Annotated in this window: 27 protein-coding genes and 5 tRNA genes; 12 read left to right on the forward strand and 20 right to left on the reverse strand. The window is 45.2% G+C overall.

Annotated features, from left to right (window positions below; all coding sequences use genetic code 11):
- Positions 1-58 precede the first annotated feature (58 nt).
- Genes V1358_RS06690 through rpoE form a run of 4 tightly spaced genes read right to left on the reverse strand, consistent with a single transcriptional unit; the run spans position 59 to position 2644 of the window.
- Positions 59-508 (reverse strand): SoxR reducing system RseC family protein, encoded by a 450-nt coding sequence (locus tag V1358_RS06690; RefSeq protein ID WP_347391788.1) that lies wholly within the window; start codon positions 506-508, stop codon positions 59-61.
- 8 nt (positions 509-516) lie between these two features.
- A complete protein-coding gene (locus V1358_RS06695; RefSeq protein ID WP_347392988.1) occupies positions 517-1458 on the reverse strand; it encodes a MucB/RseB C-terminal domain-containing protein in 942 nt (313 codons plus the stop codon).
- Positions 1459-1464: 6 nt separating this feature from the next.
- Entirely contained in the window at positions 1465-2061 is a 597-nt protein-coding gene (locus tag V1358_RS06700; protein WP_347392989.1) for a sigma-E factor negative regulatory protein, read from the reverse strand.
- Position 2062: 1 nt separating this feature from the next.
- Complete coding sequence (gene rpoE / locus V1358_RS06705) at positions 2063-2644, reverse strand: RNA polymerase sigma factor RpoE (protein WP_347391785.1); 582 nt, start codon at positions 2642-2644, stop codon at positions 2063-2065.
- A gap of 204 nt (positions 2645-2848) precedes the next feature.
- Between rpoE and nadB the strand changes: the two genes are divergently transcribed.
- The gene (gene nadB, locus V1358_RS06710) at positions 2849-4456 is read left to right on the forward strand and encodes an L-aspartate oxidase (RefSeq protein WP_347392990.1); all 1608 of its coding nucleotides are present in this window, start codon (positions 2849-2851) and stop codon (positions 4454-4456) included.
- Here nadB and V1358_RS06715 read toward each other — a convergent pair.
- Positions 4440-4862, reverse strand: a complete 423-nt coding sequence (locus V1358_RS06715) for a protein YgfX (protein WP_347392991.1) — start codon at positions 4860-4862, stop codon at positions 4440-4442. The genes nadB and V1358_RS06715 overlap by 17 nt on opposite strands.
- Positions 4855-5106 carry an FAD assembly factor SdhE gene (locus V1358_RS06720; protein ID WP_347392992.1) on the reverse strand — a complete coding sequence of 84 codons (252 nt, stop codon included), beginning with the start codon at positions 5104-5106 and terminating at the stop codon, positions 4855-4857. The genes V1358_RS06715 and V1358_RS06720 overlap by 8 nt, the downstream gene beginning before the upstream one ends.
- 213 nt (positions 5107-5319) lie before the next feature.
- On the opposite strand from V1358_RS06720, the gene ygfZ reads away from it, so the two are divergent.
- Both ygfZ and V1358_RS06730 read left to right on the forward strand, forming a co-directional pair.
- Complete coding sequence (ygfZ, locus tag V1358_RS06725) at positions 5320-6225, forward strand: CAF17-like 4Fe-4S cluster assembly/insertion protein YgfZ (RefSeq protein ID WP_347392993.1); 906 nt, start codon at positions 5320-5322, stop codon at positions 6223-6225.
- 12 nt (positions 6226-6237) lie between these two features.
- Positions 6238-6723, forward strand: a complete 486-nt coding sequence (locus V1358_RS06730; protein WP_347391781.1) for an FKBP-type peptidyl-prolyl cis-trans isomerase — start codon at positions 6238-6240, stop codon at positions 6721-6723.
- A gap of 31 nt (positions 6724-6754) precedes the next feature.
- Here the strand turns inward: V1358_RS06730 and V1358_RS06735 are convergent, their stop codons facing one another.
- The 5 genes from V1358_RS06735 to V1358_RS06755 all read right to left on the reverse strand — a co-directional run bounded on the left by V1358_RS06735 (position 6755) and on the right by V1358_RS06755 (position 12813).
- Positions 6755-7210 (reverse strand): hypothetical protein, encoded by a 456-nt coding sequence (locus V1358_RS06735; RefSeq protein WP_347392994.1) that lies wholly within the window; start codon positions 7208-7210, stop codon positions 6755-6757.
- A gap of 20 nt (positions 7211-7230) precedes the next feature.
- Positions 7231-8058 (reverse strand): DUF481 domain-containing protein, encoded by an 828-nt coding sequence (locus V1358_RS06740; RefSeq protein WP_347392995.1) that lies wholly within the window; start codon positions 8056-8058, stop codon positions 7231-7233.
- A 9-nt stretch (positions 8059-8067) separates the two neighbouring features.
- Positions 8068-8382, reverse strand: coding sequence for an HI1450 family dsDNA-mimic protein (locus V1358_RS06745; RefSeq protein ID WP_347391778.1), 315 nt, complete (start codon positions 8380-8382; stop codon positions 8068-8070).
- Positions 8383-8491: 109 nt separating this feature from the next.
- Positions 8492-11617: an efflux RND transporter permease subunit gene (locus V1358_RS06750; RefSeq protein ID WP_347392996.1), complete on the reverse strand. Its 3126-nt coding sequence runs from the start codon at positions 11615-11617 to the stop codon at positions 8492-8494.
- Between the two features lie 11 nt (positions 11618-11628).
- Positions 11629-12813 carry an efflux RND transporter periplasmic adaptor subunit gene (locus V1358_RS06755; RefSeq protein ID WP_347392997.1) on the reverse strand — a complete coding sequence of 395 codons (1185 nt, stop codon included), beginning with the start codon at positions 12811-12813 and terminating at the stop codon, positions 11629-11631.
- A 276-nt stretch (positions 12814-13089) separates the two neighbouring features.
- Here V1358_RS06755 and V1358_RS06760 point away from each other — a divergent pair, with 276 nt between their 5' ends.
- From V1358_RS06760 to V1358_RS06775, 4 genes are all read left to right on the forward strand, one after another.
- Positions 13090-13881 (forward strand): crotonase/enoyl-CoA hydratase family protein, encoded by a 792-nt coding sequence (locus V1358_RS06760; RefSeq protein ID WP_347391775.1) that lies wholly within the window; start codon positions 13090-13092, stop codon positions 13879-13881.
- Entirely contained in the window at positions 13853-14242 is a 390-nt protein-coding gene (locus tag V1358_RS06765; protein ID WP_347392998.1) for a CidA/LrgA family protein, read from the forward strand. The genes V1358_RS06760 and V1358_RS06765 overlap by 29 nt, the downstream gene beginning before the upstream one ends.
- Positions 14239-14925 (forward strand): LrgB family protein, encoded by a 687-nt coding sequence (locus V1358_RS06770; RefSeq protein ID WP_347392999.1) that lies wholly within the window; start codon positions 14239-14241, stop codon positions 14923-14925. The genes V1358_RS06765 and V1358_RS06770 overlap by 4 nt, the downstream gene beginning before the upstream one ends.
- A gap of 185 nt (positions 14926-15110) precedes the next feature.
- Positions 15111-16463 (forward strand): M28 family metallopeptidase, encoded by a 1353-nt coding sequence (locus V1358_RS06775; RefSeq protein WP_347393000.1) that lies wholly within the window; start codon positions 15111-15113, stop codon positions 16461-16463.
- Positions 16464-16610: 147 nt separating this feature from the next.
- Here the strand turns inward: V1358_RS06775 and V1358_RS06780 are convergent.
- From V1358_RS06780 to mutY, 7 genes are all read right to left on the reverse strand, one after another.
- A tRNA-Thr gene (locus V1358_RS06780) sits at positions 16611-16686 on the reverse strand.
- 61 nt (positions 16687-16747) lie between these two features.
- Positions 16748-16823, reverse strand: a tRNA-Phe gene (locus V1358_RS06785).
- A gap of 37 nt (positions 16824-16860) precedes the next feature.
- Positions 16861-16936: transfer RNA gene (locus tag V1358_RS06790), tRNA-Phe, on the reverse strand.
- Between the two features lie 7 nt (positions 16937-16943).
- Positions 16944-17019 (reverse strand) — tRNA-Thr (locus tag V1358_RS06795).
- Positions 17020-17080: 61 nt separating this feature from the next.
- Positions 17081-17156 (reverse strand) — tRNA-Phe (locus V1358_RS06800).
- Positions 17157-17273: 117 nt separating this feature from the next.
- Complete coding sequence (locus V1358_RS06805) at positions 17274-17546, reverse strand: oxidative damage protection protein (protein WP_347391771.1); 273 nt, start codon at positions 17544-17546, stop codon at positions 17274-17276.
- A gap of 57 nt (positions 17547-17603) precedes the next feature.
- Complete coding sequence (gene mutY, locus V1358_RS06810; RefSeq protein ID WP_347393173.1) at positions 17604-18680, reverse strand: A/G-specific adenine glycosylase; 1077 nt, start codon at positions 18678-18680, stop codon at positions 17604-17606.
- Positions 18681-18810: 130 nt separating this feature from the next.
- On the opposite strand from mutY, the gene trmB reads away from it, so the two are divergent.
- The gene (trmB, locus tag V1358_RS06815; RefSeq protein WP_347393001.1) at positions 18811-19536 is read left to right on the forward strand and encodes a tRNA (guanosine(46)-N7)-methyltransferase TrmB; all 726 of its coding nucleotides are present in this window, start codon (positions 18811-18813) and stop codon (positions 19534-19536) included.
- A gap of 1 nt (position 19537) precedes the next feature.
- Positions 19538-20584 (forward strand): methyltransferase, encoded by a 1047-nt coding sequence (locus V1358_RS06820; RefSeq protein ID WP_347393002.1) that lies wholly within the window; start codon positions 19538-19540, stop codon positions 20582-20584.
- Here the strand turns inward: V1358_RS06820 and V1358_RS06825 are convergent.
- Positions 20553-21020: a DUF3293 domain-containing protein gene (locus tag V1358_RS06825; protein WP_347393003.1), complete on the reverse strand. Its 468-nt coding sequence runs from the start codon at positions 21018-21020 to the stop codon at positions 20553-20555. The two genes, V1358_RS06820 and V1358_RS06825, sit on opposite strands and share 32 nt — an antisense overlap.
- Before the next feature lie 95 nt (positions 21021-21115).
- Between V1358_RS06825 and V1358_RS06830 the strand changes: the two genes are divergently transcribed.
- The 3 genes from V1358_RS06830 (at position 21116) to arcA (ending at position 24076) form a co-directional block, all read left to right on the forward strand.
- Positions 21116-22735, forward strand: a complete 1620-nt coding sequence (locus V1358_RS06830; RefSeq protein WP_347393004.1) for a sensor histidine kinase — start codon at positions 21116-21118, stop codon at positions 22733-22735.
- Positions 22736-23011: 276 nt separating this feature from the next.
- Positions 23012-23248 (forward strand): YfiR/HmsC family protein, encoded by a 237-nt coding sequence (locus tag V1358_RS17765; RefSeq protein ID WP_440589750.1) that lies wholly within the window; start codon positions 23012-23014, stop codon positions 23246-23248.
- A 105-nt stretch (positions 23249-23353) separates the two neighbouring features.
- Entirely contained in the window at positions 23354-24076 is a 723-nt protein-coding gene (arcA, locus tag V1358_RS06835) for a two-component system response regulator ArcA (RefSeq protein ID WP_347391766.1), read from the forward strand.
- Here the strand turns inward: arcA and arcB are convergent.
- On the reverse strand, positions 24073-26406 hold the full coding sequence (arcB, locus tag V1358_RS06840; RefSeq protein ID WP_347393005.1) for an aerobic respiration two-component sensor histidine kinase ArcB: 2334 nt from the start codon (positions 26404-26406) through the stop codon (positions 24073-24075). The two genes, arcA and arcB, sit on opposite strands and share 4 nt — an antisense overlap.
- Between the last annotated feature and the right edge of the window lie 12 nt (positions 26407-26418).

A 26418-nucleotide genomic window follows, 5' to 3' on the forward strand; every position in this document is an offset into this window, starting at 1 on the left:
CTGACTTCTTAAACTGAGCGTGTATAAACAAAGGCCCCGATTTTACCTGTAATTGACGCTAATCACCATCTCTTTGCGAGATAGGGAGACTAATTGGATAGATTTTTAATACTTTTACATCATGTACGACACGTTTAAGTCGTTGTTTGGCGAGTACAAAGCCTAAAATACCTGCACTAAATGCCACGAATATTTGTCCTGATTCACTCAATGCAAAAACGCTTTGTGCTATCACGGCACTGACTAAAGCGAACAATAAAGGCCAAATATAAACAACGAATGAGCTCGAAACGATGTGTGAGTCATCGAGGGCAAGTTTCACTTTTTGTCCGACCTCAACAGGTTGATCGAACTTATAAGGGAACTGTTTTTTATCAGTACCAAAGAGTTTGGCAAAGACTTGCGAGCCGCATTTACCGTTACACCCTGCGCATGCGGGTTTTGGCTCTGCTTGTAAAAACGCAGTGTCGCCTTTACGCGACACTACAGTAAGAACTTGTTCAATCATAATAAAGGTTACAACGGACGTTGCACTGACTCGGCGATACTTTTCGCTGTTTGTGTGGGGATATTACCAATCACAGAAACGTCGAAAGCGCCTGCATTGTGGATGTAAATTGTGGTTGCCCCTGAGGTTAAAGATCCACTGGGGCGTTGCCCTGCCAATGGCCGTTGCACAAATACAGAGACATCCACTAAACCATCTGAATACAAATAGTAGTCGGCTAATTCGTTGTTTAAATCAAGCTTATGTCTGTCTGATTTTAGCAGCTCAAAGCCCTCAGGTAACCAACCTATTTGCCAGCTCCCTGTGTCTTTTTGCGCCTCGACACTTGGTAACGGCTCTGGGAATTCGCGTTTGCTGATCTCAATCAGCTCGGGGGCAGGTGTTTCAGAAACACTGATATGGCTAAGTTGTAATTGTTCAAGAAACTCACCTTGGCTGTTCACATATGCTGAACGCAACAACAGTGACGTTTCAGTATCGACCCACACCCAATAGCTGTATTTGTCTTGGTCTTTGGCTTCGATTCGCAGTAGTTGCGCAGGGCGACCTGCAATACGGTCTTTGTTGCCAAGAACAAAGTTGTAATTTTCTTCGAGTTTATCAACCTCACCGAACAAGACCTCGGGAATAGGGCCCGTGATAGCTGAGGTGCGCACTGAATAAGGTTGAACTTGCGGTTCATAGTAAGTCACTCGTTCACCAACACGCACGATTTCTAACCCTGCTCCGTTTAGCAGAGTAAGTAGTTCAATTTCTTGGCCCTGTTGGTTACCGTGACTCCAACGGTAAGGTTCTGTTGCACGGTCTTTTACGACCACGAACGAAGCGACAAAGTTACGCTGCTTAACAGCAGCGGCCATATCGTCTAACCACTGCTTAGCAGTTGCTTGAGAAAGCGCCTGAGTAGGAATAAGGCTCAGGCACAATAGCGCAACATAGAGGTACTTCATTAAGTGTTATTGTTCCTGTTCTTTAGTCTCATCATTTGCTGCGATACGTGCAGCTTCACGAGTTTGGCGCTTATGTTCTAATACTAGTGCACCAATACGTTGCTGCTGAAGTTCACGCAGACCACGCTCAGCACTTTCGAGTGCCGGCTCTGATGAATAGCTTACTGGTGATGCCGCACCAATAAAAGGATTCGATTGCAATGGTGGTAATTGCTCTGGGCTTGCGCCAGTTGCGCCGTACTGTTGTACACCTACGACTGCAACGATAGCGACACTTGCCGCGATTGCTGTTTGCGCAATGCCACGCCACCAGTTACCACGCACCACTGTGTTACCATTGGAAACTAGTTTGTCAGCAACACCGTCTTGCTTACCAAATTGGGCATGTACAGGTTCTTGTTCTAGTTGTTCTGCTACTTTCGCCGCAATATCAATTTGAATACTAGGTGCGGTTTCAGAACGCATTACATCGCCGATTAGGCTATAACGCGCGAAGGTTTCAGTGTCCACATCAGAGACATTAAGCGCATCCACATTGGTTTCATTATCGACCAAGGCAGAGATCAACGCTTTGTCCTGCTCACTACACTTTACTTTAGTCATATTACGACTCACCTATTAACGGAGTTAACTTGTTGTCAATCGCTTCACGGGCACGAAATATACGAGAACGTACGGTACCTACTGGGCAGTCCATTACTGCGGCGATTTCCTCATAGCTCATCCCTTCCAATTCTCTTAGAGTGATGGCTGTCTTTAAATCTTCAGGTAGCTTATCTATGGTGGCGAAGATAACGTCACGCACTTCGTCACTCAACAACAGGTTTTCTGGGCTGGCATTACTGCGTAATGAATCCGCACCATCGTAAAACTCAGCTTCATCGGCATCAACATCATTGGCTGGCGGCCGACGTCCTTGCGCAACAAGATAATTCTTTGCACAATTCACAGCTATACGATAGAGCCACGTATAAAACGCACTGTCGCCCCTAAAATTAGGCAATGCTCGATAGGCCTTAATAAACGCTTCTTGAGCTACATCAGCTATGTCGCCTTGATTGGCTACATAACGTGATATGAGTCCTGCCACTTTATTCTGATATTTGGTGACCAACAGGTTATAAGCATTTTTATCTCCTTGTTGAACCTTCTTAACCAGCGCTAAATCCAAATCCTGCTCGCTCATTCGAGCCGGTACTCCTCTGCGTTAATTGCTTTACGTGTTGTATCCAAGCTACCAAATACACTCTCTCAGACTTAGGTGAAAAGAAAAAGTTCGCAATATCTGCATTTTTTTTCTTACTTTAGTTAACTACAGTCGTGCGAGCGCAGTAAATATGATACATATACACGTATCTTAGGTAAGTGAAACCTCAGCCCACACTATAACATGAACCCAAACAAACAACATCACAGCGACGTGGCTATCATAGGTAGCGGTGCAGCTGGCCTTTCATTGGCTTTATCACTCGCTAATCACTGTCAAGTTACGGTTATTAGCAAAGGCGCACTCAACGAAGGTTCAACCTTGTATGCGCAAGGTGGTATCGCCGCCGTTTTTGATAAGAAAAATGACAGCGTTGAATCTCACGTGGAAGATACTCTTACCGCGGGGGACGGTTTATGTGACAGAGCCGCTGTGCATTACACTGCCTCAAACGCCAAAACATGTATGCGTTGGCTTATCGAGCAAGGTGTCCCATTTGATATGGAGACAGACTCAAAAGGTCACGAGCGTTATCACCTTACTCGAGAAGGTGGACACAGCCATCGACGTATTTTGCATGCCGCTGACGCAACAGGAAAAGCGGTGCAAACAACCCTTATCGAACGCGTACAGGCACACCCAAACATTACCTTGCTGGAAAATTACAACGCCATCGATTTGATTACCGATGAAAAGTTAGGTAACGAGGGTAAACATTGCCACGGTGTGTATGTTTTCAACCGCGCTAAAGAGCGTGTAGAGATCATCAGTGCCCGATTTGTTGCCCTAGCAACAGGCGGCGCAAGCAAAGTGTATCTTTATACATCCAACCCTGATGTAGCCAGTGGGGATGGTATCGCCATGGCATGGCGTGCCGGTTGCCGTGTTGCCAATATGGAATTCAATCAATTCCACCCGACTAGTTTGTATCATCCAAAGCTGCAAAACTTCTTGATCACCGAGGCAATGCGCGGTGAAGGTGCTTACTTATTGCGTCCAGACGGCACCCGTTTTATGCCAGAGTTTGATGAGCGCGCAGAGCTCGCGCCTCGCGATGTAGTCGCCCGCGCAATCGATTTTGAGATGAAGCGCCTTGGCGCTAACTGTGTTTATTTAGATATTTCGCACCGCGATAAAGAATTTATTATCGAGCACTTTCCTACGATTTACGCAAAGTGCTTAAGCGTAGGTATCGATATCACTAAAGAGCCAATTCCTGTTGTACCCGCGGCCCATTACACCTGTGGTGGCGTGATGACAGACTTCAACGGCAAAACTGATCTCGACAACCTTTATGCGATAGGTGAAGTGGCATACACAGGCCTTCATGGCGCCAATCGCATGGCTAGTAACTCGCTGCTTGAATGTATTGTCTTCGCCCATGCCGCGGCTAAAGATATCGTTGCTAAACTGGGTTTAGATTACCAACCGCATGCTTTGCCAGATTGGGATGAGAGCCGTGTCATCGACTCGGATGAAGAAGTTGTTATTACTCACAACTGGCATGAATTACGTTTGTTTATGTGGGATTATGTCGGCATTGTGCGCTCTACCAAACGATTAGAGCGTGCGTTAAGACGTGTTGAGTTATTGCAACAAGAAATCCACGAGTACTACGCTAATTTCAGAGTCAGCAATAACCTCCTTGAGTTACGTAACTTAGTGCAAGTTGCCGAGCTTATCATTCGCAGTGCACTTGAGCGCAAAGAAAGCCGTGGTTTGCATTACACTTTGGATTATCCCGATCACTTGCCAGAGCCAACTATCACCGAGCTCAAACCTCAGTCTTAGGCGTTTTAACGCTGTCGAGAACGGCTCTCGCTAGAGCACGAAAGTGCTCTGGCTGCATAGCCTTTTCACTGATCAATACGCGTCGGCGCTTTGTTGTTAAATCATCACGTATGTGCAGGTAAACAAGGCCAGAAAACACCTGTGACTGCGGCAAAATGACGCCCGAAATAGTTTCATCGGCACACAGTTCGATGCGATTCCTTTTTACAGTAATCATCCCTTGATGCGGCCAACAGCACCGATAAGCCTTATAAAAATGCACATACGCTAACACCATAATTGGCGCGCAGATTAGTGCCCAAGGCAAGCTTGGGTTACTTAAAAAGAATAAGATGAAGGTAAGAGCAAACACCGCCACGATTGGGCGGTGTGTGGGAATATTTGCAGAAAATGAGCCGCTATACACGCACGCGGTCTAGAATAATTTTAACCATACGCGCGAGTTCAGGGTCTTTACACTGCTCATGCCCCATAAACCACGCAAACAAATCCGGATCGTCAGCTTCTAACAAACGCTGAAAGGTGAATTTGTCTTCGTCATTAAGCGCATCATAGCCCTGCTCTACAAATGGCATGAACAATACATCAAGCTCTAACATACCGCGACGACATGCCCAACGCAGACGCGCTTTACTATCTAAATTTGCCATTGTTTTCCTCTCATTTTGTTGCTGCAGGCAGTTTAACAAAAACTCACTGGATACACAGCTATTTTGCTCTTTGACGCTGTCATCAGCATAACGCATACGTTACACTAGGCACTCTGGACTTTTGCATTAAAGCGGTAGATTTAACGGTTCAGAATGATAAACAAAGGTCGACAGATCTTAGGTTTAATTGCTCAGAAACATAAGGAGTGAGGCATGTCCGCGTTGTCGGTTCACGCTAGCGATTACACAGTTATTTATGTTCAAGGTGATGATGCAAAATCTTACCTGCAAGGACAACTAACACAAGACTTGAATGACATTCCCCAAGGTCAGTGGCGTTGGGCTGGACATTGCAGTGCCAAAGGCAAGCTGTGGGCTTGTTTGCGTGTCTGTCACTATGAGCAAGGTTATGCGTTGCTTTGCAGCTCAACCGAAGCACAAGTTGCTTTAGGAGAGTTGAAAAAGTACGCGGTATTTAGCAAAGTGGAAATTAGCCAAGCAACTCTGCCTGTTGTGGGTATTTTGTCTAGCGATGAAGAAGTTACGACGCACTTTAATATCGACTCTGCAAACAGTGTGAATGTTGTTGATGGCGGCGTAATTCTGCGCCTTGCACCTGACCGTTATGTCTATATTGGCGAGCAATTTAAAGACTCTGATGTGCAGCAAACTCAAGCTGTGTTGGCGCAACAAATTAAAGCTGGTGAGCCTAGCTTAAACAGCGCTGCCATCGATGAATTCGTGCCGCAGATGGTTAACTTACAGGCTCTCGGTGGTATCAGCTTCAAAAAAGGCTGCTACACTGGCCAAGAAACCGTCGCGCGCATGAAGTACTTAGGCAAAAACAAACGTGCCATGTTTATCGTTAAAGCTGCTTACTCGCAATTGCTTGGCGCTAATGAAGAATCGCCAGAACATACGCTAGACTTAGAACGTCAAGTTGGCGAAAACTGGCGTCGCGCAGGAACACTAATTTCACAAGCTTGTCATAATGGTGAGCTCGTTGGCTTAGCGGTGTTGCCAAACGATACTGAACTTGATGTTCAGCTTCGTGCAAAACATGCTCCTGAAGTGTTGTTCAATATAGAACCACTTCCGTACTCACTTACAGAAGAATAATCGGGACTGAATATGAATATTGCCGAGAACAAAGTTGTAACTATGCACTACAGCGTAGTCGACAAAGCTGACAACACCATCGATAACACGTTTGACGGTGAGCCACTGGTATTTATCGTTGGTACTGGCTTTTTGATCCCTGGCCTTGAAGATGCCCTTATCGGCAAAAAAGCAGGCGACACTTTCAGTGTTGAAGTTGAGCCTAAAGACGGTTACGGCGACCGCCACGAGCAACTGATGCAAGCGGTACCAAAAGCAATGTTTGACGGCATGGATATCGAAGTTGGCATGCAATTCCGTGCCACCACAGATGACGGCGAGCAAACAGTCATGATCGTTGATATTCAGGGCGAAGACGTAATCGTTGATGGTAATCACCCACTTGCTGGCGTTGCTCTGAAGTTCGACGTTGAGGTTGTTGACGTGCGTGACGCTACGGCTGAAGAGCTCGCTCACGGTCACGTACACGGTGCTGGCGGTTGTGGTCACGACCACTAATCAGCGCATACAATGAAATAAAAAAGGACGCTTATGCGTCCTTTTTTAATGTTGAAGTGTTGTGTGGCAAGTGCCTACGAATTGCACTAACAAGGTTTTGGGCATCGTTACTGCCTACTCGATAAAATGTGCCATCTTTCATTTCGATAGCCACAGCGGAAAAGCCACTAGCACTGTAAACCCAACCATCGTGAGTAATACGAATACCAATGCCATGACGAAATGAGTTACTTACCATTTCGACGCCCTCAATATCCGCAAATGCTACCTGCTTTTTGGCTACGCCTGGGCCAAAAAACCACTGCACGCCATGGTCATCAACTTTTACCGTTAGTCCATGAAATAAGAAGCCACACACCACCAGCACAGCAGCAAACAACATTAGAGGACCGTCTCCTCCCATCAAATAAAATGCCATAGAAACAAAGGCGCCTATCCACACCAAAATGGCTAAAATAGCCCATGCATACTGTTTATGCTGATACATATAATTCGTTACTCGAATGATTAATTAAAACTAAAGACAAAGGTTGCGCTTAACTCGGAGTCATAATTACGCTTGTCGCTTTCTGGTTTTGAATTATACCGGTATAAGTAGGCAAACTTTAGCGAAAGTTGCCCCATGATCTGACTGATCAGTGAAGTCTCTGATTTAAGGCGAGAATTAAGACCTGAAAGGGATTGTTCGGCACTAACGAACTGATTGAAACGAGTTCGTTTGGAAACCTTTCTTTCCCATTGTAACGCTAGGCGTAATAAATAACCGGTCACGTCTTTGTCTTCTAGAGCCGCTAATTCCTCTTCGCTCAAGCCACCTTGCTGGGCACGCGAGTAATACAAACCTGGACCAATATCAAAATCCACGGTGTTTTTCACACCACGATATAGTCGGTTACCGTATCCTGTTGCAACGGTAGTTTTGTATTTCAGACCGGAAAACTCATCGTCTTCATAATCAGCGTACAAAAATAAAGATGCGTCTTTGGAACCAACTTTGTAGTTAGATTGCCCTGAGGCGAAAAAGCGCTGTGCGGAGATAGTTTCTTTACCCGTTTCGCCATCGACATCGCGACGATACAAGGAATCAAACTTAAACTGGTTTCGCCAGTGAGTAAAATCCTGATAAACGTTGGCACGGAACTTTAAACTGGTCGAATCGGTGTTACCACTGGTGACGATGAAGCCGAATTCAGCATCACCGTAAAACATTTCACCTTTGTGGATTTTGTGAATTTCTGCGTCTGTTAACTGGCCATATTCGTGAAAGTCTTCAAAGGGATCTACCGCCCAACAATTCACACTCCAACAACCAATAATAAGAGGCAAAAAACGCATAACGACTACTTACTCTTTCCAAATAATGTGACAAAACGGCGCATCTTGGTCGCGGCTGATAAGTACTTGAGCAAAAATAAGGTCTTCGTTTTCCAACTCAAGCCCTATCGTTACTTCACTGTAGTATTGCGGCTCAATTTCCATCGCCACGATATTTTGCCAATGCTCACCCGGAGCACTTTCCTCGATAAATCCAAGCGCCTCTCGATGCTCGTTAAAGTCTTCGATATCCTGCTCGCTCAAATGCTCTGGTGCCAGTTCAAGAAACACCTCATACGCGTGATGAGTGATTTCTTCTTCGGTAAATAACCTGGGTCCGGACATGTTTGTCACTTCACTTACGTTGTTTTCGACGATGATATCAAAAGTTAACTTCAATGTGCACAGAACTACGACCAATAAAAAGCCGGGAAATTCCCGGCTTGTTTAAACTTTATTGAGAACTGGGTTCACTGCTAAATTTTCTCTTAATCGCCTCACGCATACTTTGTATGTAAGTATAAAATAGCGGAACAAGCAAGGTACCCAAAACCGTCGCAGCTATCATCCCTGACATAACCGTGACGCCCAAGGAAATCCGGCTTGCAGCCCCGGCTCCTGAAGCCATTACCAATGGTAATACCCCAAGAATAAAGGACAGTGCCGTCATCAATACCGCACGAAAACGCTGTTGCGCTGCCATCAGTGCTGCATCAAGAATACTCTTGCCCGCGGCCCGTTGCTCCATCGCAAACTCAACGATGAGTATCGCCGTTTTGGTCGACATCCCTATTAACAATACGAAACCAACTTGGGCGTAGATATCATTGGTCATGCTGAGCATATACAAGGTGATCATGGCGCCAAATATAGCCAATGGCACCGCAGCAATAACCGAGAATGGGATAGTCCAACTTTCATATTGCGCCACCAAGAACAGGAATACGAACAAAATAGCTAAACCAAACAGTACGCCCGCCACATCACCTGCCATGATTTCTTGGCGAGTTTGCCCTGCCCAATCAAAGATATAACCATTAGGCAATTGCGCTGACAACTCCTTCATGACTTCTATGGCATCACCACTTGAATAGCCATCTGCAGCACTGCCGCTGATACTGACGCTGCGATAGAGATTGAAGTGGTCCATGCTTGTTGGGCCAAGGATAGGTTTTAGTGTCGCCACCGTTGTCAGTGGCACCATGTCGCCCTGACTATTGCGCACATAGTAATATTGAAGATCTTCAGGTTTGGCACGATACTGCGCCTCTGCTTGGATTTTCACTTGATAGGTGCGACTAAATTGGTTGAAGTCGTTGATGTAAAGCGACCCTAATTGCGCTTGTAAGGTCAGGAATATGTTGCCTAGAGAAATCCCCTGAGCCTTGGCTTTATTGCGGTCAACCTCAAGGAAATACTGCGGTACATTTGCACGGAATGTACTAAATACGCTTGTAAGTTCAGGGCGATTGTTGGCTTCATAAATCAAACCATTCATTACCGCTGCTAACTCTGCTGGTGAACGCCCTTCGGAGTCGAGTAATCGATATTCAAAACCAGAACTTGCACCTAACCCTGGGATCGGCGGTACATTAAAGACCATCGCTTGCGCATCAGGCATCGCCCACAACTGTCCTTGTAGCCGCTGAACAATGCTATCAATACTCAGCTCTGGCGTTTGCCGCTCTTCCCAGTCTTTGAGCACAATGATACCCAGTGCGTTGTTAGAACCCGCACCGCCTAGAATTGAGAATCCAGATACGCCGACGAAGTCTTCGGTAGCGGGATCTTTACTCACAATAGCGGCAATTTTTTCGATCACCTTATCAGTGCGCACAGTTGCCGCAGCATCAGGTAGCTGCACATCAACAAATAAGAAGCCTTGGTCTTCGGAAGGCACAAAGCCTGATGGCACATTTTTAGCTAACCAGCCCGTGGCTGCAAACAAAGCGATAACGACAATGCCGATTCGCCCAGCGCGTTTCAGCATAAAGCCAACAATGCCTGTATAACCTTTGGTTGATTTGGTAATGCCCTTTTCAAATGGGCGTAGCCACTTTATCGGCTTCATATTGTCAGCCGATAGCAACAAGGTACACAGCGCAGGACTTAGGGTTAGCGCGTTGATTGATGAAATAAGTACCGCGAATGAAATGGTGACAGAGAACTGTTTATAGAGCTCACCTGTAATGCCCGGCATAAAGCCAACAGGCACGAATACCGCGAGTAGAACCAAGGTGGTTGCAATAATTGGCCCGCCCACTTGCTCCATGGCTTTGGTTACCGCCTCCTTGATGGGCAGCTTATCTTCTCTTAATATTCGCTCAACGTTTTCAATAACGATAATAGCGTCATCCACCACGATACCTATGGCCAACACTAAACCAAACAAAGTGATTAAATTTACAGAGAACCCCATTACCAGCATGGCGGCAAAAGTACCAATGAGCGACACCGGAATAGCAACGGTTGGCACCAAAGTGGCACGCCAGTTTTGCAAAAACAAAAAGACCACTAGAATAACCAAGGCAACAGCTTGATAAAGAGTCACCACCACTTCCTCTATGGAGCGATTAATAAACTCGGTGGTGTCGTAAGGAACTTTATATTTCAGGCCGTCTGGAAATTGTTGCGATAGCTCTACCATACGCTCTTTAACCAAAGCTGCCACTTCAGTCGCATTCGCTTCAGTTAACTGATAAATGACTATGAAGCCCGTGTCTTTGCCATTGAGTTTTGCCGAACCACCATAGTTTTTCGAGCCGCGCTCTATGCGTGCAATGTCTTTTAAGCGCACAAAGTCACCATCTAGATTAGCCCGAATGATGGTTTGCCCGAACTCCTCAGGTAACACCAAGCGGCCTTGCGCTTGAATGGCATATTCAAATTGCTGATTTGGCAAAGCAGGTGCAGAGCCAAGTTTGCCCGCAGCAACAAGGGTATTTTGCTCTGAAATGGCGGCTTGTACTTCAGCCACAGTAACGCCTAACGAGGCCATTTTGTCTGGTTTGAGCCAAATTCGCATAGAGTAAGTTTTATCGCCCATCACTTCGACGGCAGCAACACCTGGGATACGCCCCAACGGCTCGGTAAGGTAATTTGTGGCGTAGTTACTCAAGAACATTAAATCCATATTCGGGTCATCCGAATACAGGCTGACCCCCATGAGCATGTTGCTTGAGCGTTTCTTAACTGACACCCCCTGCGTACGCACTTCTTGTGGCAGCGAAGGTTCTGCGAGTGACACGCGATTTTGCACGTTCACCTGCGCCATGTCGGTGTCAGTACCAACATTAAAGTACACAGTGATATTCGCTGAGCCATTGTTACTCGAGGTCGACTCGATATACATCATGTCTTCCACACCATTGATTTTTTCTTCAATGGGGCGAATTACTGTCTCCTCAATCGTTTGCGCACTAGCTCCTGGGTACACTGCGGTTACGGATACCTGTGGCGGTGTGATTTGTGGATACATATTAACTGGCAATTGGCTCAGTGAAATTAAGCCCGCAAGAGTGATCACAATAGAGATCACCAGCGCCAATTTAGGTCTATTAATAAACGTTTTGCTGATCATTGTGCGCTCACTTATGCTTTGTCGCTGATAGTCCCAGTTTTTCTGTCAACCTGCTTAGTAACGGGTTGTACAGTGATACCTGAACGCACTTTTTGAATACCTTCAACAATCACACGCTCACCTTGCTCTAAACCTGAGGTCACTACCCACATTGCATCAATGCGACGACCCAGCTGGATAAGACGTTGCCCAACGGTGTTGTCTTCTTTGACAACCAAAACGAAATTACCTTGTTGATTTACCTGCACCGCAGCCTGGGGAACCAAGGCTTGTTGTTGTTTGTCTTTGCTTTCAACGATTAAGGTCACGAATAACCCTGGCATTACAATCGAGTCAGGGTTATTAAACTTTGCTCTGAGCTCCACTGTGCCCGTGCTTCTGTCGATCTTGGTGTCGGCAAAGTCCAATTCACCGGGTTGGGTATAATCCGTGTTATTCGGTAAGCGCAAGCGAATATCAATAGCCGCCTTACTCGGATCACCGCCATCGGCGATATGCTTTTGTTGATAGCTGATGTAATCCGCTTCTTCTACTTGGAAATTAACGTAGATAGGATCGATGTCAGTGAGCTCAGCAAGCGAACCTGAGCTGGGATCAACTATGTTGCCGACATCAAATGACACTTTGCCAATACGCCCGCTAAATGGTGCGTGAATTTCCGTATAACTTAAATTTAAGCGAGCCTTTTCTAGCGATGCTTCTGCTGCTTTTGCTGACGCTATTGCTTGATCGAAATTAGTTTGTAACTTGTCCAAATCGGCGGCAGATATAAAGCCATCACCCGCGATTTCCTTTCCGCGCTTCAAGTCTCGCTCAGCGCGATCAGCACTGGCTCTTGCGCTTTTCAATGATGCTTGAAGTTCGTTAACACTCGCTTGATACTCTGAAGGGTCTATTTTGAGCAACAGGTCGCCTTCCTCTACATAAGCTCCTTCAACAAAGGTACGTTCAATTAATTCACCTGATACGCGCGCGCGAATATCTGCTTCTTGATAAGCCTCGGTTCTGGCCACAAACTCTCGATAGCGCCCTACTTCTTCTACTTGCACCTCATACACTGATACCGCTGGTGCTGGCGCATTTTGAGTTACTGCCGGTTGCTCAGAGCACCCCTGTGTTGTAATCATAGTTGCGCCCAATAAGGATGCGGCAACTAAGCTCTTTGTAATGTTATTAAACGAAGGTACGCCTGACATACTCCCTCTCCTCAGTCTTTTATCTTCTGCTTTCGCTTTTAGCGCAATTTAGGTCATCGCGATTGGATTGTGGCCTCATTGACTCGACAATAAACGTCTAGTTCATTGAGAATATAGACTAATTTGTTACTCCCTGTACGGCTCTGTTACCTGTATAACTAGTTTGTATCAAAAAGCCTGTCACTAATTAAGTTACATACTAACTAATTGAAATGCACGACAAAATGACATAGCACATTGTTTGGGTTAAATTGCATGTGGTCAGAGGAGATAAAAATGATAACCCTGGAAATTCATCAACACGTTGCCCATGTCACTTTCGCGCGTGCTCAAAAGCGCAACTCTCTTAATTTTGAAATGTTCAAAAGTCTAGATAGTGTGATTAAAAAACTGAAAAAAGACCGCAATATCCGCGCAGTAATTATCAATGCCGAAGGCGAAGACTTTTGTACCGGCTTAGATGTAAAAGGCGTCATGGCAAAACCCAAGCACATATTGTCATTACTATTTAAGTGGTTACCCGGTAATCAGAATTTAGCGCAGCGCGTTACCCTTGGCTGGCAAGAGCTGAATGTTCCCGTTATTGCGGTTATTCAAGGGCGCTGTTGGGGTGGCGGTATGCAAATAGCACTAGGAGCCGATTATCGTATCGTTACTCCCACAGCGAGCTTCGCCGTGATGGAAGCGCGCTGGGGGTTATGTCCAGACATGGGCGCTAGTTTGTTGGTTCCAGGTATTATAAAAGCCGATGACTACCTTCGCCTCGCCATGAACGCTGATGCTATCAGCGCCGAGCAGGCAAATGAAATAGGTCTAGTGTCGCGTATTGACGAACACCCCATGCAAGCGGCACTGTCACTAGTAGATGAGCTAAAGCAACGTTCACCCGACGCCATCGCGGCAATCAAACGCTTAAATAAAGGGGCTTACCGGTATAACCATCGCCGTCAATTAGCCAAAGAAACATTCGCGCAAATACGATTATTGATGAATAAAAACACTCGTATCGCCATTCACAATGCAACCCATGACGAAAAGCATGAATTCAAACAACGAAAAAACTGGTAAGCACCTTAGCAACGCATTCAAGATGTTGATTAGCTGGGTCATTCTCAGCGGCTTTTTGGTGCTTGCCTATGGTGTCAGTTATTACTTTGCGTGGACTTTTCCGCCGGCTTTGAGTGCGATGCTGGCGTTGTTCGCTGCTCTGCAATTCAAAGTGATCAAGCTCGATTGGTTAACACCCGGTGCCAATCCATTACTCAACTTTATGCCGCTGTTCTTTGTACCCGCAGCAGCTAAAGTAGTTGAGCACAGCGCCATTATTTCGCAGCATTGGTTGGTACTTGCTCTGTGCCTATTGTTAGTGCCTATGTGTGGGCTTATGTGTATTGGCCTCATAATGCAACGCTTGGGGAAATCATCATGATGTGGTTCGCCATACCCTTGACAGTGTTGTTGTATTTATTGCTTCGCGCTTTACATGGTAGATTCAATTCCCCTCTACTCAACCCTGTGTTGTGGACCATTGTTGCTTCCGCGGCGATATTGATGAGTTTTAACCTAGATGTTTCCGATTACAGCGAAAAAACCGCCGCATTTATTTACTTACTTGAGCTAGCCGTTGTCGCACTGGCTATTCCTTTATACAAACAGGTTCATCAACTCAAACGGCAATTACCTGCCATTATTCTCAGCGTGTCTGCGGGCATTATTCTTGCGACCTCTTCAGCCTATGTTATTGCCTCTTGGTTAGGCGCGCCTGAACAGCTCAAAGCCTCGTTAGCGACCTTATCCGTAACTACACCCATTACCTTGCTAGTCACACAACAGTTGGGGGGGATTGGCAGTATCGCTGCATCTATGGTTATCCTAATTGGCGTCGTTGGCGCAGTAATTGGCTTTGCTTTGTTGCGCTTTGTAGGCGTGCAAGATAAATCAGCACAAGGGCTTGCACTAGGTGCTGCCTGCCATGGAATTGGTACAGCAACCGCCATTGCCGATAATGAAATAAGTGCAGCCTATGCGTCCACCGCAATGGCATTAAGTGCCATCCTCACACCTATCATTACACCTATGTACTATCCTTTCCTTGTACAGATAACCACATGATTTTAAATGGATTATTAGCTCACATACAAGCCATTACTAAAAACAGTAGAAACATTTCTATACAAATCCGCATCAGTAAAAAACGCTAATTTCTTCTGATTGACTGGCGAATCCTTTACACTGCGTCACATATTCGTAGGCACATGCATAGTGGCCGCAACTTAACTCTTTTTAGGGAATTAATAATGAGAAAAAGTCTCCCAATACTATCTTTTATTGCCGCGGCAACACTTAGTGCGTGCAGCTCGACCCAATCAGAACTGCACTTTGAGCGCAGCCAACTAGAGCAAGATATCAGTTACCTAGCAAGCGATGACCTAAAAGGCCGTAAAAGCTTTAGCCCTGAAATTGATATTGCTGCCGATTATATTGCCGAGCGCTTCACGCGCATCGGATTAGAGCCTATGGCGGGCGCTAACAGTTTCAAGCAGCAATTTGAACTGCATTCTGTGACGCCTAAAAATGTTGCCGTGTCACTAAATAACCAAGCTGTTGATACCAGCAAACTAGCAGTTGTTTCGCAGTCATCTGGTTTTACATGGTTACAACCTAGTGATGCTACAATTACTCACATTGCAGCTGATATGGACTTGCGTGCGACGTTGCGCGAACTGAATCATCTGGGCGGGAATCACCTTGTTATTGTCGATAATGCCCATGAAGAGATGTTTTCTCGATATCAGAACTACTTCAATGCAGGCCTTACGAAGCTCGAGTTAAAAGACCAAGGGGCGATGGTGCTTATTTTAGGCCAAAACGAGGCTGTTTCAGCGCTGGACGTAAAGGTTGAAAACGAACTTAAATCGCAACGACTGACCAATGTTATCGGTGTCCTTCCAGGCAAGAAAAAAGATAGCGAAGTAGTATTATTCAGTGCTCATTACGACCACCTTGGTCAAAAAAAGGGTGAGCAACACGAGCATGATGAAGAACACGGCGACGAACACGACACCATCTACAATGGCGCTAATGACAATGCGTCGGGCACTGGCGCAATGCTAAATTTAGCTCAGCACTACGCGCATTTAGCTGACAACGAACGTACCTTGATGTTTGCTGCGTTCACAGCGGAAGAAATGGGGCTAATAGGCTCTAAGCATTTCGCAACTACACAAAATCCTGATGCCATCACCGCAATGATCAACATCGAAATGATTGGTAAACCTTCACCGTTTGGTAGCGGTAACTTATGGATGACAGGTGCTGATAAGTCAGACCTTCAAGCAGTATTAAACCAAAGTTTGCCAGAAGAAAACCACATTCAAGCAAACCCGTATCCGAAATTAAACCTGTTTTATCGTTCGGATAACGCGTCATTAGCGAGTATGGGCGTACCAGCTCATAGCTTTAGCTCTACGGATATGGAAAATAACGACCATTACCACACCCCTAATGATGAGTTAGCAAACCTAGACTTCGATTCAATCTATAAATCAGTGACGTTGCTTGCAAAAGCAAGTGCACCGCTGGCCAGAGCACAGTTTACACCGTCGCGTGTGGCGCCTTTGAAAGATCAAAGTGAAGGTAAGATTTACTAACACGGGCATGATTGTTCATTTAAAAAAGCGACCTATGTGTCGCTTTTTTTTCGGCTAGTTCTTTGAATTTTTTAGTAGCATGGTTAAAAGAGAAAATTGCAGACAATAAAAAACCCCGACCATTTCTGATCGGGGTTTGTTTATAAATGGTGCCTGCTGCCGGAGTCGAACTGGCGACCTACTGATTACAAGTCAGTTGCTCTACCAACTGAGCTAAGCAGGCACACAAAGCTGTGTGCAAATCGTTTGCACGTGAACTCGAAATCGAGAACACCTTTAAACAGTGGTGCCCAGAGGCGGAATCGAACCACCGACACGGGGATTTTCAATCCCCTGCTCTACCGACTGAGCTATCTGGGCGATATATGATGTTTTGGTAAGCACCATAATCTAATAATGGTGCCCAGAGGCGGAATCGAACCACCGACACGGGGATTTTCAATCCCCTGCTCTACCGACTGAGCTATCTGGGCGAATAAATGGTGCCTGCTGCCGGAGTCGAACTGGCGACCTACTGATTACAAGTCAGTTGCTCTACCAACTGAGCTAAGCAGGCACACAAAACTGTGTGCATTTTATTGCACGTATCCTCGAATAATCAAAGACACCTTTAATAATGGTGCCCAGAGGCGGAATCGAACCACCGACACGGGGATTTTCAATCCCCTGCTCTACCGACTGAGCTATCTGGGCGTGCGGCGTATTAAACGGTTTTTAGGAAACCAAGTCAACCATTTTTTAAAATAAACAATTCGTTTGCACACAATTCATGCAAACTGGGATTTTTTGCCGAAAATCCCAGCAAATAGCCTACTTTTCCGGCGGACGATAGCCTTCAATTTCCACGTCTTTCCCTTCAAAAAGGAAGCCTACCATCTGCTCTTCTAAGAAGGTACGGTGTTCCGGGTCCATCATGTTCAAATGTTTTTCATTAATCAGCATCGTTTGCTTTTGCTGCCACTGTGACCATGCTTCTTTGGAGATATTGTTGAAGATTTTCTCACCCACTTCTCCTGGGTAAAGTTGAAAATCTAAACCTGGGGCGTCTTTTTGCAATTTTTGGCAAAATACAGTGCGTGCCATAACATTCCTCTTATACCAGTTTGGTCATACTCTTTTGCGGGTAGTTTACATCAATGCTTACGCGCTGACATCCGCCACATACTTTTTAAGCTGCTTTAATAACTTCTTTGTGGGTGCAGCCAACCCCACTTGCGGTTCTTTTACTAGGTCGTACTCAATCAACGAGGTTTCGCCCAGTGTATTGATGTCATTGTTTAAGTGAATAACCAAAGGATGAATCGTTAATTGGAAATGCGAGAATACATGAGTGAACGGCTCTAACTCATGTTGCTCTCCTTGCCAACCTTGTTGCGCCGCATAGGCAATAGCATCATCTTCGTTCGCATGTTCCAAAAAGCAGTGTAAGCCGCCCCAAATGCCACTATTTGGCCTTTTCTGCATAAAGGTCTGTGACTTATACAAGGGGATAAGCATGGTACAAGCTTTTTTAGGCACTTCTTTTTTCGGTTTAGAGTGTGGGAACTCCTTTACCTTATTGGCGTTGAATGCTTGGCAACGACTCTGCAATGGACAAGGCTCACAATCATACTTGCTACGTGAACACAGACTGGCCCCCAAATCCATCATCGCTTGGTTGAATTGCGTCACACCTTCTTTCGGTGTGAGTTGTTCGCTCAGTTGCCACAATTGGTTTTCTACTTTCTTTACCCCGTACCAGCCTTCGACCATAAAGAAACGCGCCAGCACCCGCTTCACGTTGCCATCGAGTATTGGATGATGCTCACCTCTAGATAAACTCAATATAGCACCCGCAGTGGAGCGACCAATCCCCGGCAATGCCATTACCTGCTCAAGCGTATTAGGGAACTCACCGTCGAACTTAGCGCATATCTCTTTTGCTGTTTTATGCAAATTTCTCGCTCGAGCGTAATAACCCAGTCCCGTCCAGTAATGCAAGACCTCATTTTCAGGTGCATTCGCTAGTTGCTCAATAGTTGGGAAGCGCTCCATAAATCGCTGGAAATAGGGGATCACCGTAGCAACCTGTGTTTGTTGCAACATGATCTCTGATACCCATACTTTATAAGGCGTTTTTGCTAATTGCCATGGTAAGGTCTTGCGCCCATAAAGCTCATACCAATCCTTAATTTGCTTAGCAAACCACTGCGTTACGTCTTGCGATAACTCCACAATTTCACTCTTAAGCTCTGTAAATTGCGCTCAGTCTATAATTGTCTGGGCAAATATCAATAGCCCATTACTTGTACTTAGACACGCAAGCGGGGATAATACGCACCCATTTTTATGAGAGACAGTCAATATCATGAGTGAATCAACACAACAGGCATTAGAGCAAGCCGAGCGCGAAGGAAAATACATCCGCAAAGTACGCAGCTTTGTAAAACGTGAAGGCCGCTTAACTAAAGGGCAAGCCGCTTCTTTAGAAAAATGCTGGCCAACGATGGGGCTTGAGCACAAAGATGGTCTACTTGATTTCACGAAGGTATTTGGCAACGACAATGACGTTGTTTTAGAGATCGGCTTCGGTATGGGCAAGTCGTTGGTAGAAATGGCCAAAAACGACCCAAATACCAATTTCATCGGTATCGAAGTGCACCGCCCAGGTGTAGGTGCTTGTTTGATGGATGCCGATGCGCAAGGTATTACTAACCTGCGTGTTTTCGAACACGATGCGGTTGAAGTACTTGCGGATTGTATAGCAGACAGTTCATTGGCAAAGTTACAACTGTTTTTCCCTGATCCTTGGCACAAAAAGCGCCACCATAAGCGTCGTATCGTGCAACCTGAGTTTGTTGAAAATCTGCGTAGCAAATTAAAAATCGGTGGTGTGTTCCACATGGCAACTGACTGGGAAAACTACGCTGAGCACATGCTTGAAGTGATGCAAAGTGCCGAGAAGTTCAGCAACTTATCAGCTACAAACGACTATGTGCCGCGCCCTGATGCTCGCCCGCTGACTAAATTTGAGCAGCGTGGTCATCGTCTAGGCCACGGTGTATGGGATCTCATGTTTGAGCGTGTGAAATAAGATGCAATTGAGTAACCCATCGCAGTTGTTGCTGCGCTCCGAAGAGCTATTAACTGGCGCCTCAATTTTAGTCGTTAACTTTAATTGTGATGGCTTTGCTCATGAATTAAGGGAGTTGAATCCCGACGCAACGATCTGCTTTTTCAGCTACAACTTTGCTGATGGCCAGTTTGCTAAAACACATCTTAATGTAGCAAAAATTGAAACTTCAGTGTCGCATCAGCTGCCACAACAGAAGTTCGATTTAGTCATCTACTACTACCCGAAGGCGAAAGCTGAAGCTTTGATGACACTCGACAATATTCGCGCTGTAATGAGTGACGATGCAACTTTGCTGGTTGTTGGCGAGAAAAAAGGTGGCGTTAAGTCTATTGAAAAACAACTCAAGGGGTTAGCGCACGGCCATAAAGTCGACTCAGCGAAACACTGTCAGTTGTACCAATACTCTGAAATAGACACACTTGCAGAGTTTGCAATCAGTGATTACGAGAAAACGTTCACACTCGAGCGTGAGGTAGCGGGTGAAAAGATCAGCTGTAAAGTGGTTAGTCTACCGGGCGTTTTCAATCACGGGCAACTTGATGATGGCACTGCGCTGCTGCTTGATAGCTTACCTGCGTATCCAAAAGCTAAAACGTTATTAGATTTTGGCTGCGGCGCCGGCATTATCGCCAGTTTCTGTGCCAAGCGAAATCCGAAGTTGAAAGTTACTGGCCTAGATGTGAGTGCGCTTGCCGGCTACGCCACATCGCAAACATTTGCAGCCAATGACATCCAAGGTGAAGTGCTACTGAGCGATGGCCTAAGTGAAGTGACATCGCGTTTCGATTTAATTGTAAGTAACCCACCTTTCCACACTGGTTTAAAAACGGATTACAAAATTACCGAACGATTCTTTGCCTCAGCAAAAGAGCATTTAAATCGCGGTGGTGAACTAACGTTAGTCGCGAATAGTTTCTTGGCCTATCCTCCGCAACTTGAGGCACAATTCAAACATCACGAAACAATTGCGAAAACTAAGCGTTTCGCGGTCTATCAAAACCGCTAAAGTACTGCGCCTTATTAAGCCGAGGTAAGCGTTTTCGCTTGAACACTCGGCTTTTCGCCGTACCTGTAAGCTCAAAACTTCGTCCATCCGATAACAACAGCTCGATTTTACCTTTATTGATGTAATACACGCCTTTTTGATGGTAGCACTGCATCAGATGTAAGGCCTGAGATCGATCCCCCTTAAGCAATACACTGAACTCTCGGTAAGTCATCTCCTTGTTACCACCATAACCACGGCTCATTAGTCGGTGTTTGTGGGTGTTAACTAATAACCGAGAACGTTGCCTGTTTTTTCGCGCACCGACCGCCACACCGTTTGGATTCCAAGCTGTAATTACACATGCTGATTGGTATCTTATGGGCAAATTTGGCAAATAGAAATAAGCGTTGAGGTAGGCGTCTAATGTAACCTCAGTGATAGTGTTTAGATGCATGATGGTGAGATTTGCCTTTATTTAACCTTCGCCTATTCAATGATTTGCTAAACTAGTTTATTGTTACTCTAGCATTACAAAATTGACTGTTCACAATGATAAACAACGGTTCGACAACTAGCATTAGAAAAGCGCTGATTTATGCGATTATGTCCGTTGCCACCATCACCCTCGTTATCTCGATTACCATATCTACGTATATCGATATGCAAGAGCAACAAAAAATGCTCAAAGAGCGAGTTAAAACGTTCGCCGAGCTAACCGCTTTTGACGCGCAATCTTCGGTGATAACCGATAACAAAAGTATAGAAGAGAACCGACTCAAAGCATTTGCCACTGAACAATCTATAAAAAATGTGCATGTTTACAAAGTTGACGGCACCCAAATAGAATTTTTTGCCAGCTACAATGCAGCAAGAACCTCCCCAGTATCGCACAAGCATAAGGTCGCTCAGATAGATAAGTATAAACAAGGCGTACTAACGAGCGACTTCTATGAGTACATTACGGACGTTCCTTTTGAAGGCAAAGTCGTTGGCTACGTCTATATTCGTGCCAGCCTTGAAAATATTAATAACTACGTACATCGCAAAATCATTATAGATTTACTGCTGAGCTTAGCCATACTTATTTTGGCCTATGCAATTGCCCGCCTGTTTCACTACCATGTCGGCGAGCCCATCAATAAGCTAAGTCGACTGCTACAAAACGTTGCTAAAAACCGTAACTACAAGGTGCAGGCACCTGATAGCAAAATTACCGAGTTAAACTTACTGACAGCCAGTGTAAACACTATGCTGCATCGCACCGAAAAGCATATCGAACGTCACGAGTCCGATAAACGTGAGATTGAGGCGCTTAACCACAGCCTAGAAGAAAAAGTGAGTCAGCGCACAGATGCACTGCGTGAAGCAAATCAAGAGCTTTTAAGTACGCTCGAGCGGATGCATCAATATCAGAGCCAAATCGTAGAAAGTGAAAAGATGGCATCTCTTGGACAAATGGTTGCTGGTGTCGCTCACGAAGTAAATACACCACTGGGATTGGGTATAACAGCCTCAACACTGATGCGCGATCGTTTGATGGAGATTCACAGTGCGTTCGAGAACAAAACACTCACTTCGCAGCAGTTAGGTCGCTTCATAATTGATGGAGAAGAAAACTTATCCTTAATCTATCGCAATCTTAACCGCGCCGCGGAGCTGGTAACGAGTTTCAAAAAATTGGCCGTTACACAAGACAACGAACATGTCACCAATATCGATTTCAATAGCCTGATAGCTGACGTATTGACAAGTATGCATACAGAAATGGAAACCGTCAGTCCTAAGGTTGTGGTAGATTGCCCTCAAGACCTTCGTATTAGTGCCAAAGCTGGTCCAATTCAACAAATTCTGCAACAACTAATAAGTAATGCTATGACTCATGCTTTCGATTTGCAAAACCCTGCACAAATTGACATCAAGGTCACGGTATCTGCTAAACAAGTGCAAATTGACTTTAAAGATAACGGCAAAGGCATAGCTCAAACGTTGCAACCGAGAATCTTTGATCCATTTGTAACCACAACACGCGGTTCTGGTGGCAGCGGCTTGGGTTTACACCTTGTTTATAATCTCGCGACACAGGCCCTTGGTGGTAGCGTTTACTTAGCTCATTCTGATGATAACGGCAGTCATTTTGTATTGCAGTTTCCCTATTCTGAAGTGAAATAAACCGACGTGTTGAGCACATTTTGCTAGGTGTTTTTTAAAACGCTAACAACTGCACAAAAGACAGATTAGTCTCGCGCTGACTACTCACATCACTTGCTCTACTTAATGGTTTTGCCCCATAGCCGTTTTTGAGATCTGTGTACTTCTTGCAACTTAAACGCAGCTTACATGTAACTTTTAGCAAGCAAAATCACGATTTGAGTCAATAGTCGGTACATCAAGCTGATAGATTCGAGTAAAAGTTTAAAAAGTAAGGAACTTTCTAGCTAATGCGATATCACATACTTTGAAGGTACAAAAGAGAATGATATACTATCTCCTTGGCTCAAAATTCAGCTCCTGAATACGTTTATAATCGGGGACAGTTTTGAGCTTCTTACCGCTAAGGGAATCGTTTCGCTGATTCAATGGGGTAAGATAATCCGATTGTATGTCAATAAAGAACGCCTAGCGCACGTTAATTTTAAGATACAAGCTAGGCTGTTGAGTGTTTCTAAATTTTATCCAAATTGATTTTACTTGTTAACATTTAGATATACTCCTATAATCGCAAGTATTCGGGAAGTTCCTGTTTTCCGTCTTTATGTAAATAATTTATTCCGAAAAGGTTAATAAACAATGCAAACGCCAGTCATTCTGATCGTTGAGGATGAAGATGTTACTCGTCTAAACCTCGTTAGCTTATTCGAAGCTGAAGGCTACAAAGTGATTGAAGCCATTGATGGTGATGATATGCATGACAAGCTTACCACCAATGACGATATTAACCTGGTTGTTATGGACATCAACTTACCAGGTAAAAATGGCCTGATCCTCGCGCGCGAGTTACGTCAAAAACGTAATGTTGGCCTTATTTTCTTAACCGGTCGTGACAACGATGTCGATCGTATTTTAGGTCTAGAGATCGGCGCTGATGATTACATCACTAAGCCATTTAACCCGCGCGAATTAACTATTCGTGCGCGCAACCTAATTACACGCACCGCAGCGAGTAAGGATGAACAAGCGCTTGATTCAGATGGCGTTGTTAATTTCAACGGATGGGAACTTGATGAGAATAGTCGCTGCCTAACTTCACCAGCGGGTGAGTCTAAGCGTCTACCGAAAGGTGAGTATCGCGCATTACGTCTAATGCTTGATTCTCCAGGCCGTATTTTCAGCCGTGAACAATTAATCAAGCACATGACTGGTCGTGAGCTTCGTGCCAATGACCGTACTGTTGATGTGACAATCCGTCGTATTCGTAAGCACTTTGAAAGTGATGCAAGTACGCCTGAGTTGATCAGCACAATCCACGGTGAAGGTTATCGCTTCATTGGTAAGATTGATAACAACGCTTAATCAACAGCTAGTTTAGATAAGAATGACTGAAGGGCCTCGAGCCCTTCTTTTATTTGTGTCTCTAATTCATCTAACCACTGCTGGCGCTCAGCAACGGTCACATCCAAACACTCATTTTCCATTTTCTTAGCGTGCAATTGTACCGCTTTAAGGCCAACCGATCCCGCCGCACCTTTTAGTTTATGCGCAACTGATTTATATTCTTCAACATCATTTTCGACGCTATCGAGCAGCTCTTGCTGATATTTTGGCGCCAACTTTGCGAGCAAGTCAGCACTGCGTGAAAATGCCTTAACGCCCATAGAGTCGAGGAATTCAGTAATAATTTCCTTGTCGAGAATCGCTTCATTCACTTCCACATTAGCTGACGATTGCTGAGCGACTAACTTATGCGCAGCCGCTTGCTGCACACACTCTCGCTCCAGCCCAAATAGTGTGGCTAACATCTTGTCCAATTTCGCTGTATTGATAGGTTTTGCTAACGCACCTTGAATACTAATGCCTTTAAGCTCCTCCTCGGCGCTGCGTACATTCGCAGTTAACGCAACAATAGGAAGGGCATCAAATTCGCTATTCGCGCGAATCTCACGCGCCACAACATCACCGTTGATATCGGGTAATTGCATATCGAGAAGTACTAAATCGAGATCATCTTCAGTTTCAACAAACGCCAGCGCATCTTCACCGGTTTCAGCCCATATCACTTCATGACCTCTTTGTTCCAACAAGTTGGTAGCGATCTCTGCGTTTAAGGGCACATCTTCAACAAGAAGAATGTTCAAGCTTTTACAGCTGAAATTTTGTTGTACCGGCGCTTCGGTCAATTGCAATGGAATCATTACCATAAAGCAACTTCCCTTGCCTTGGCTCGAAGTGACTTGAATTTCACCGCCCATGGCTTTAACCAACGCCTTAGTTACCGCTAAGCCGATACCTGAGCCTATCGCATTAGCACCGCTGGCATCGGGGGCCTTGTAATACATATCGAAAATATGCGTAAGCTGATCTTCGGGAATACCAATGCCTGAATCCGTAACCGTCATAATCAACCAGCTATGATCACCCTGTTGTTGATGTCGGCATTCTAATTCAACCCCGCCTTGCTGAGTGAACTTAACAGCATTGTTGATAAGATTCCAAAGTACCTGGCGCAGTCGCGTTGGATCGATATGCGCATAAACGTCAAGATCACCCACACGAGTCACATCGAATGACAAGGATTTTTGTTCGGCAATAAGCGCACCAAAGTTCACGACATCGTCGAGGAAATTAACAACACTGACAGGCTCAGTTACTATATCTAATTGTTCGCGGTCTATTTTGTCCAAATCGATAATATCATTAAAGATATTACCTAGGGTTTCAGCACTTGAGAACACAGTGTTACACCAGCTACGTTGTTGCTTACCCAAATCGGTATCAAGCAACATACGGGTAAGACCCACAATACCGTTAAGAGGTGTTCTGAGCTCATGCGATAAAGTAGCAATGAACTTGCCCTTGTCTTTATATGCTGTTTCCAGCGCCTGCTCAGCTTCTTTACGACTGGTAATATCACGGCCGAATGCTAGTAGTCCTATGTATTCACCTTCATCGTTAATGAATGGCAACTTGCGCATTTCAAACCAATGCTCCTCACCATCAACAGGATATTTAACATCCAGAGTAAGGGGTTCATGCGTCGACTCAACTTGCCTGTCGGTTTTCAATACATCGGGTAAGTACTCGACTGGGTAAATATCTTCGGCCTTTTTACCGATTAGTTCGTCGGAGCTGCGATTCATTACTTTTTCAAACATCTTGTTGCAGCCCGCAAAGACGCCGTCTTGGTCACGGTAGTAGAACAAGTCAGGAGAGGAGTCGACAATAGAGCGCAGTAGCATACCTTGTTGAGCCAACTCTACCTGAGTTTTCTTACGCTCTGCGATTTCTTTACGTAGTTCATCGATCGCACGATATTTGGCGTTAAGCGCCATTTTACGCTCATCGATCTCTGTGTTTAGCAGCCGGATATTGTCTTTGAGTGACTGGTTTAAAAGCTTTTCTTGCTTGGTAGCCGTTTCGAGAAATTTTTGTGAATCTTGTAATTGCGCAATCGACTGCATGACCACCATGATCACCAATGGCGAGCTAACAGCTGTGAAAAATACAACAGCAAGCACATCTAACAACATCACTTCGCCCGTCGCGACGTAGTAATACATCGAGCTTAGGATTAAGGCAGCAATAATGAAGACACCATACACGATAGCGGCTGCATACCAGATCCCAAAACGGACGAGTAAATTGGTTAGAACACGAACCCAAGGGCTCAGGGAAGAGTCAATCATAAAAAAAGGGGT

The organism is Pseudoalteromonas pernae, assembly GCF_039831865.1.
GTDB classification, from domain to species: Bacteria; Pseudomonadota; Gammaproteobacteria; order Enterobacterales; family Alteromonadaceae; genus Pseudoalteromonas; species Pseudoalteromonas pernae.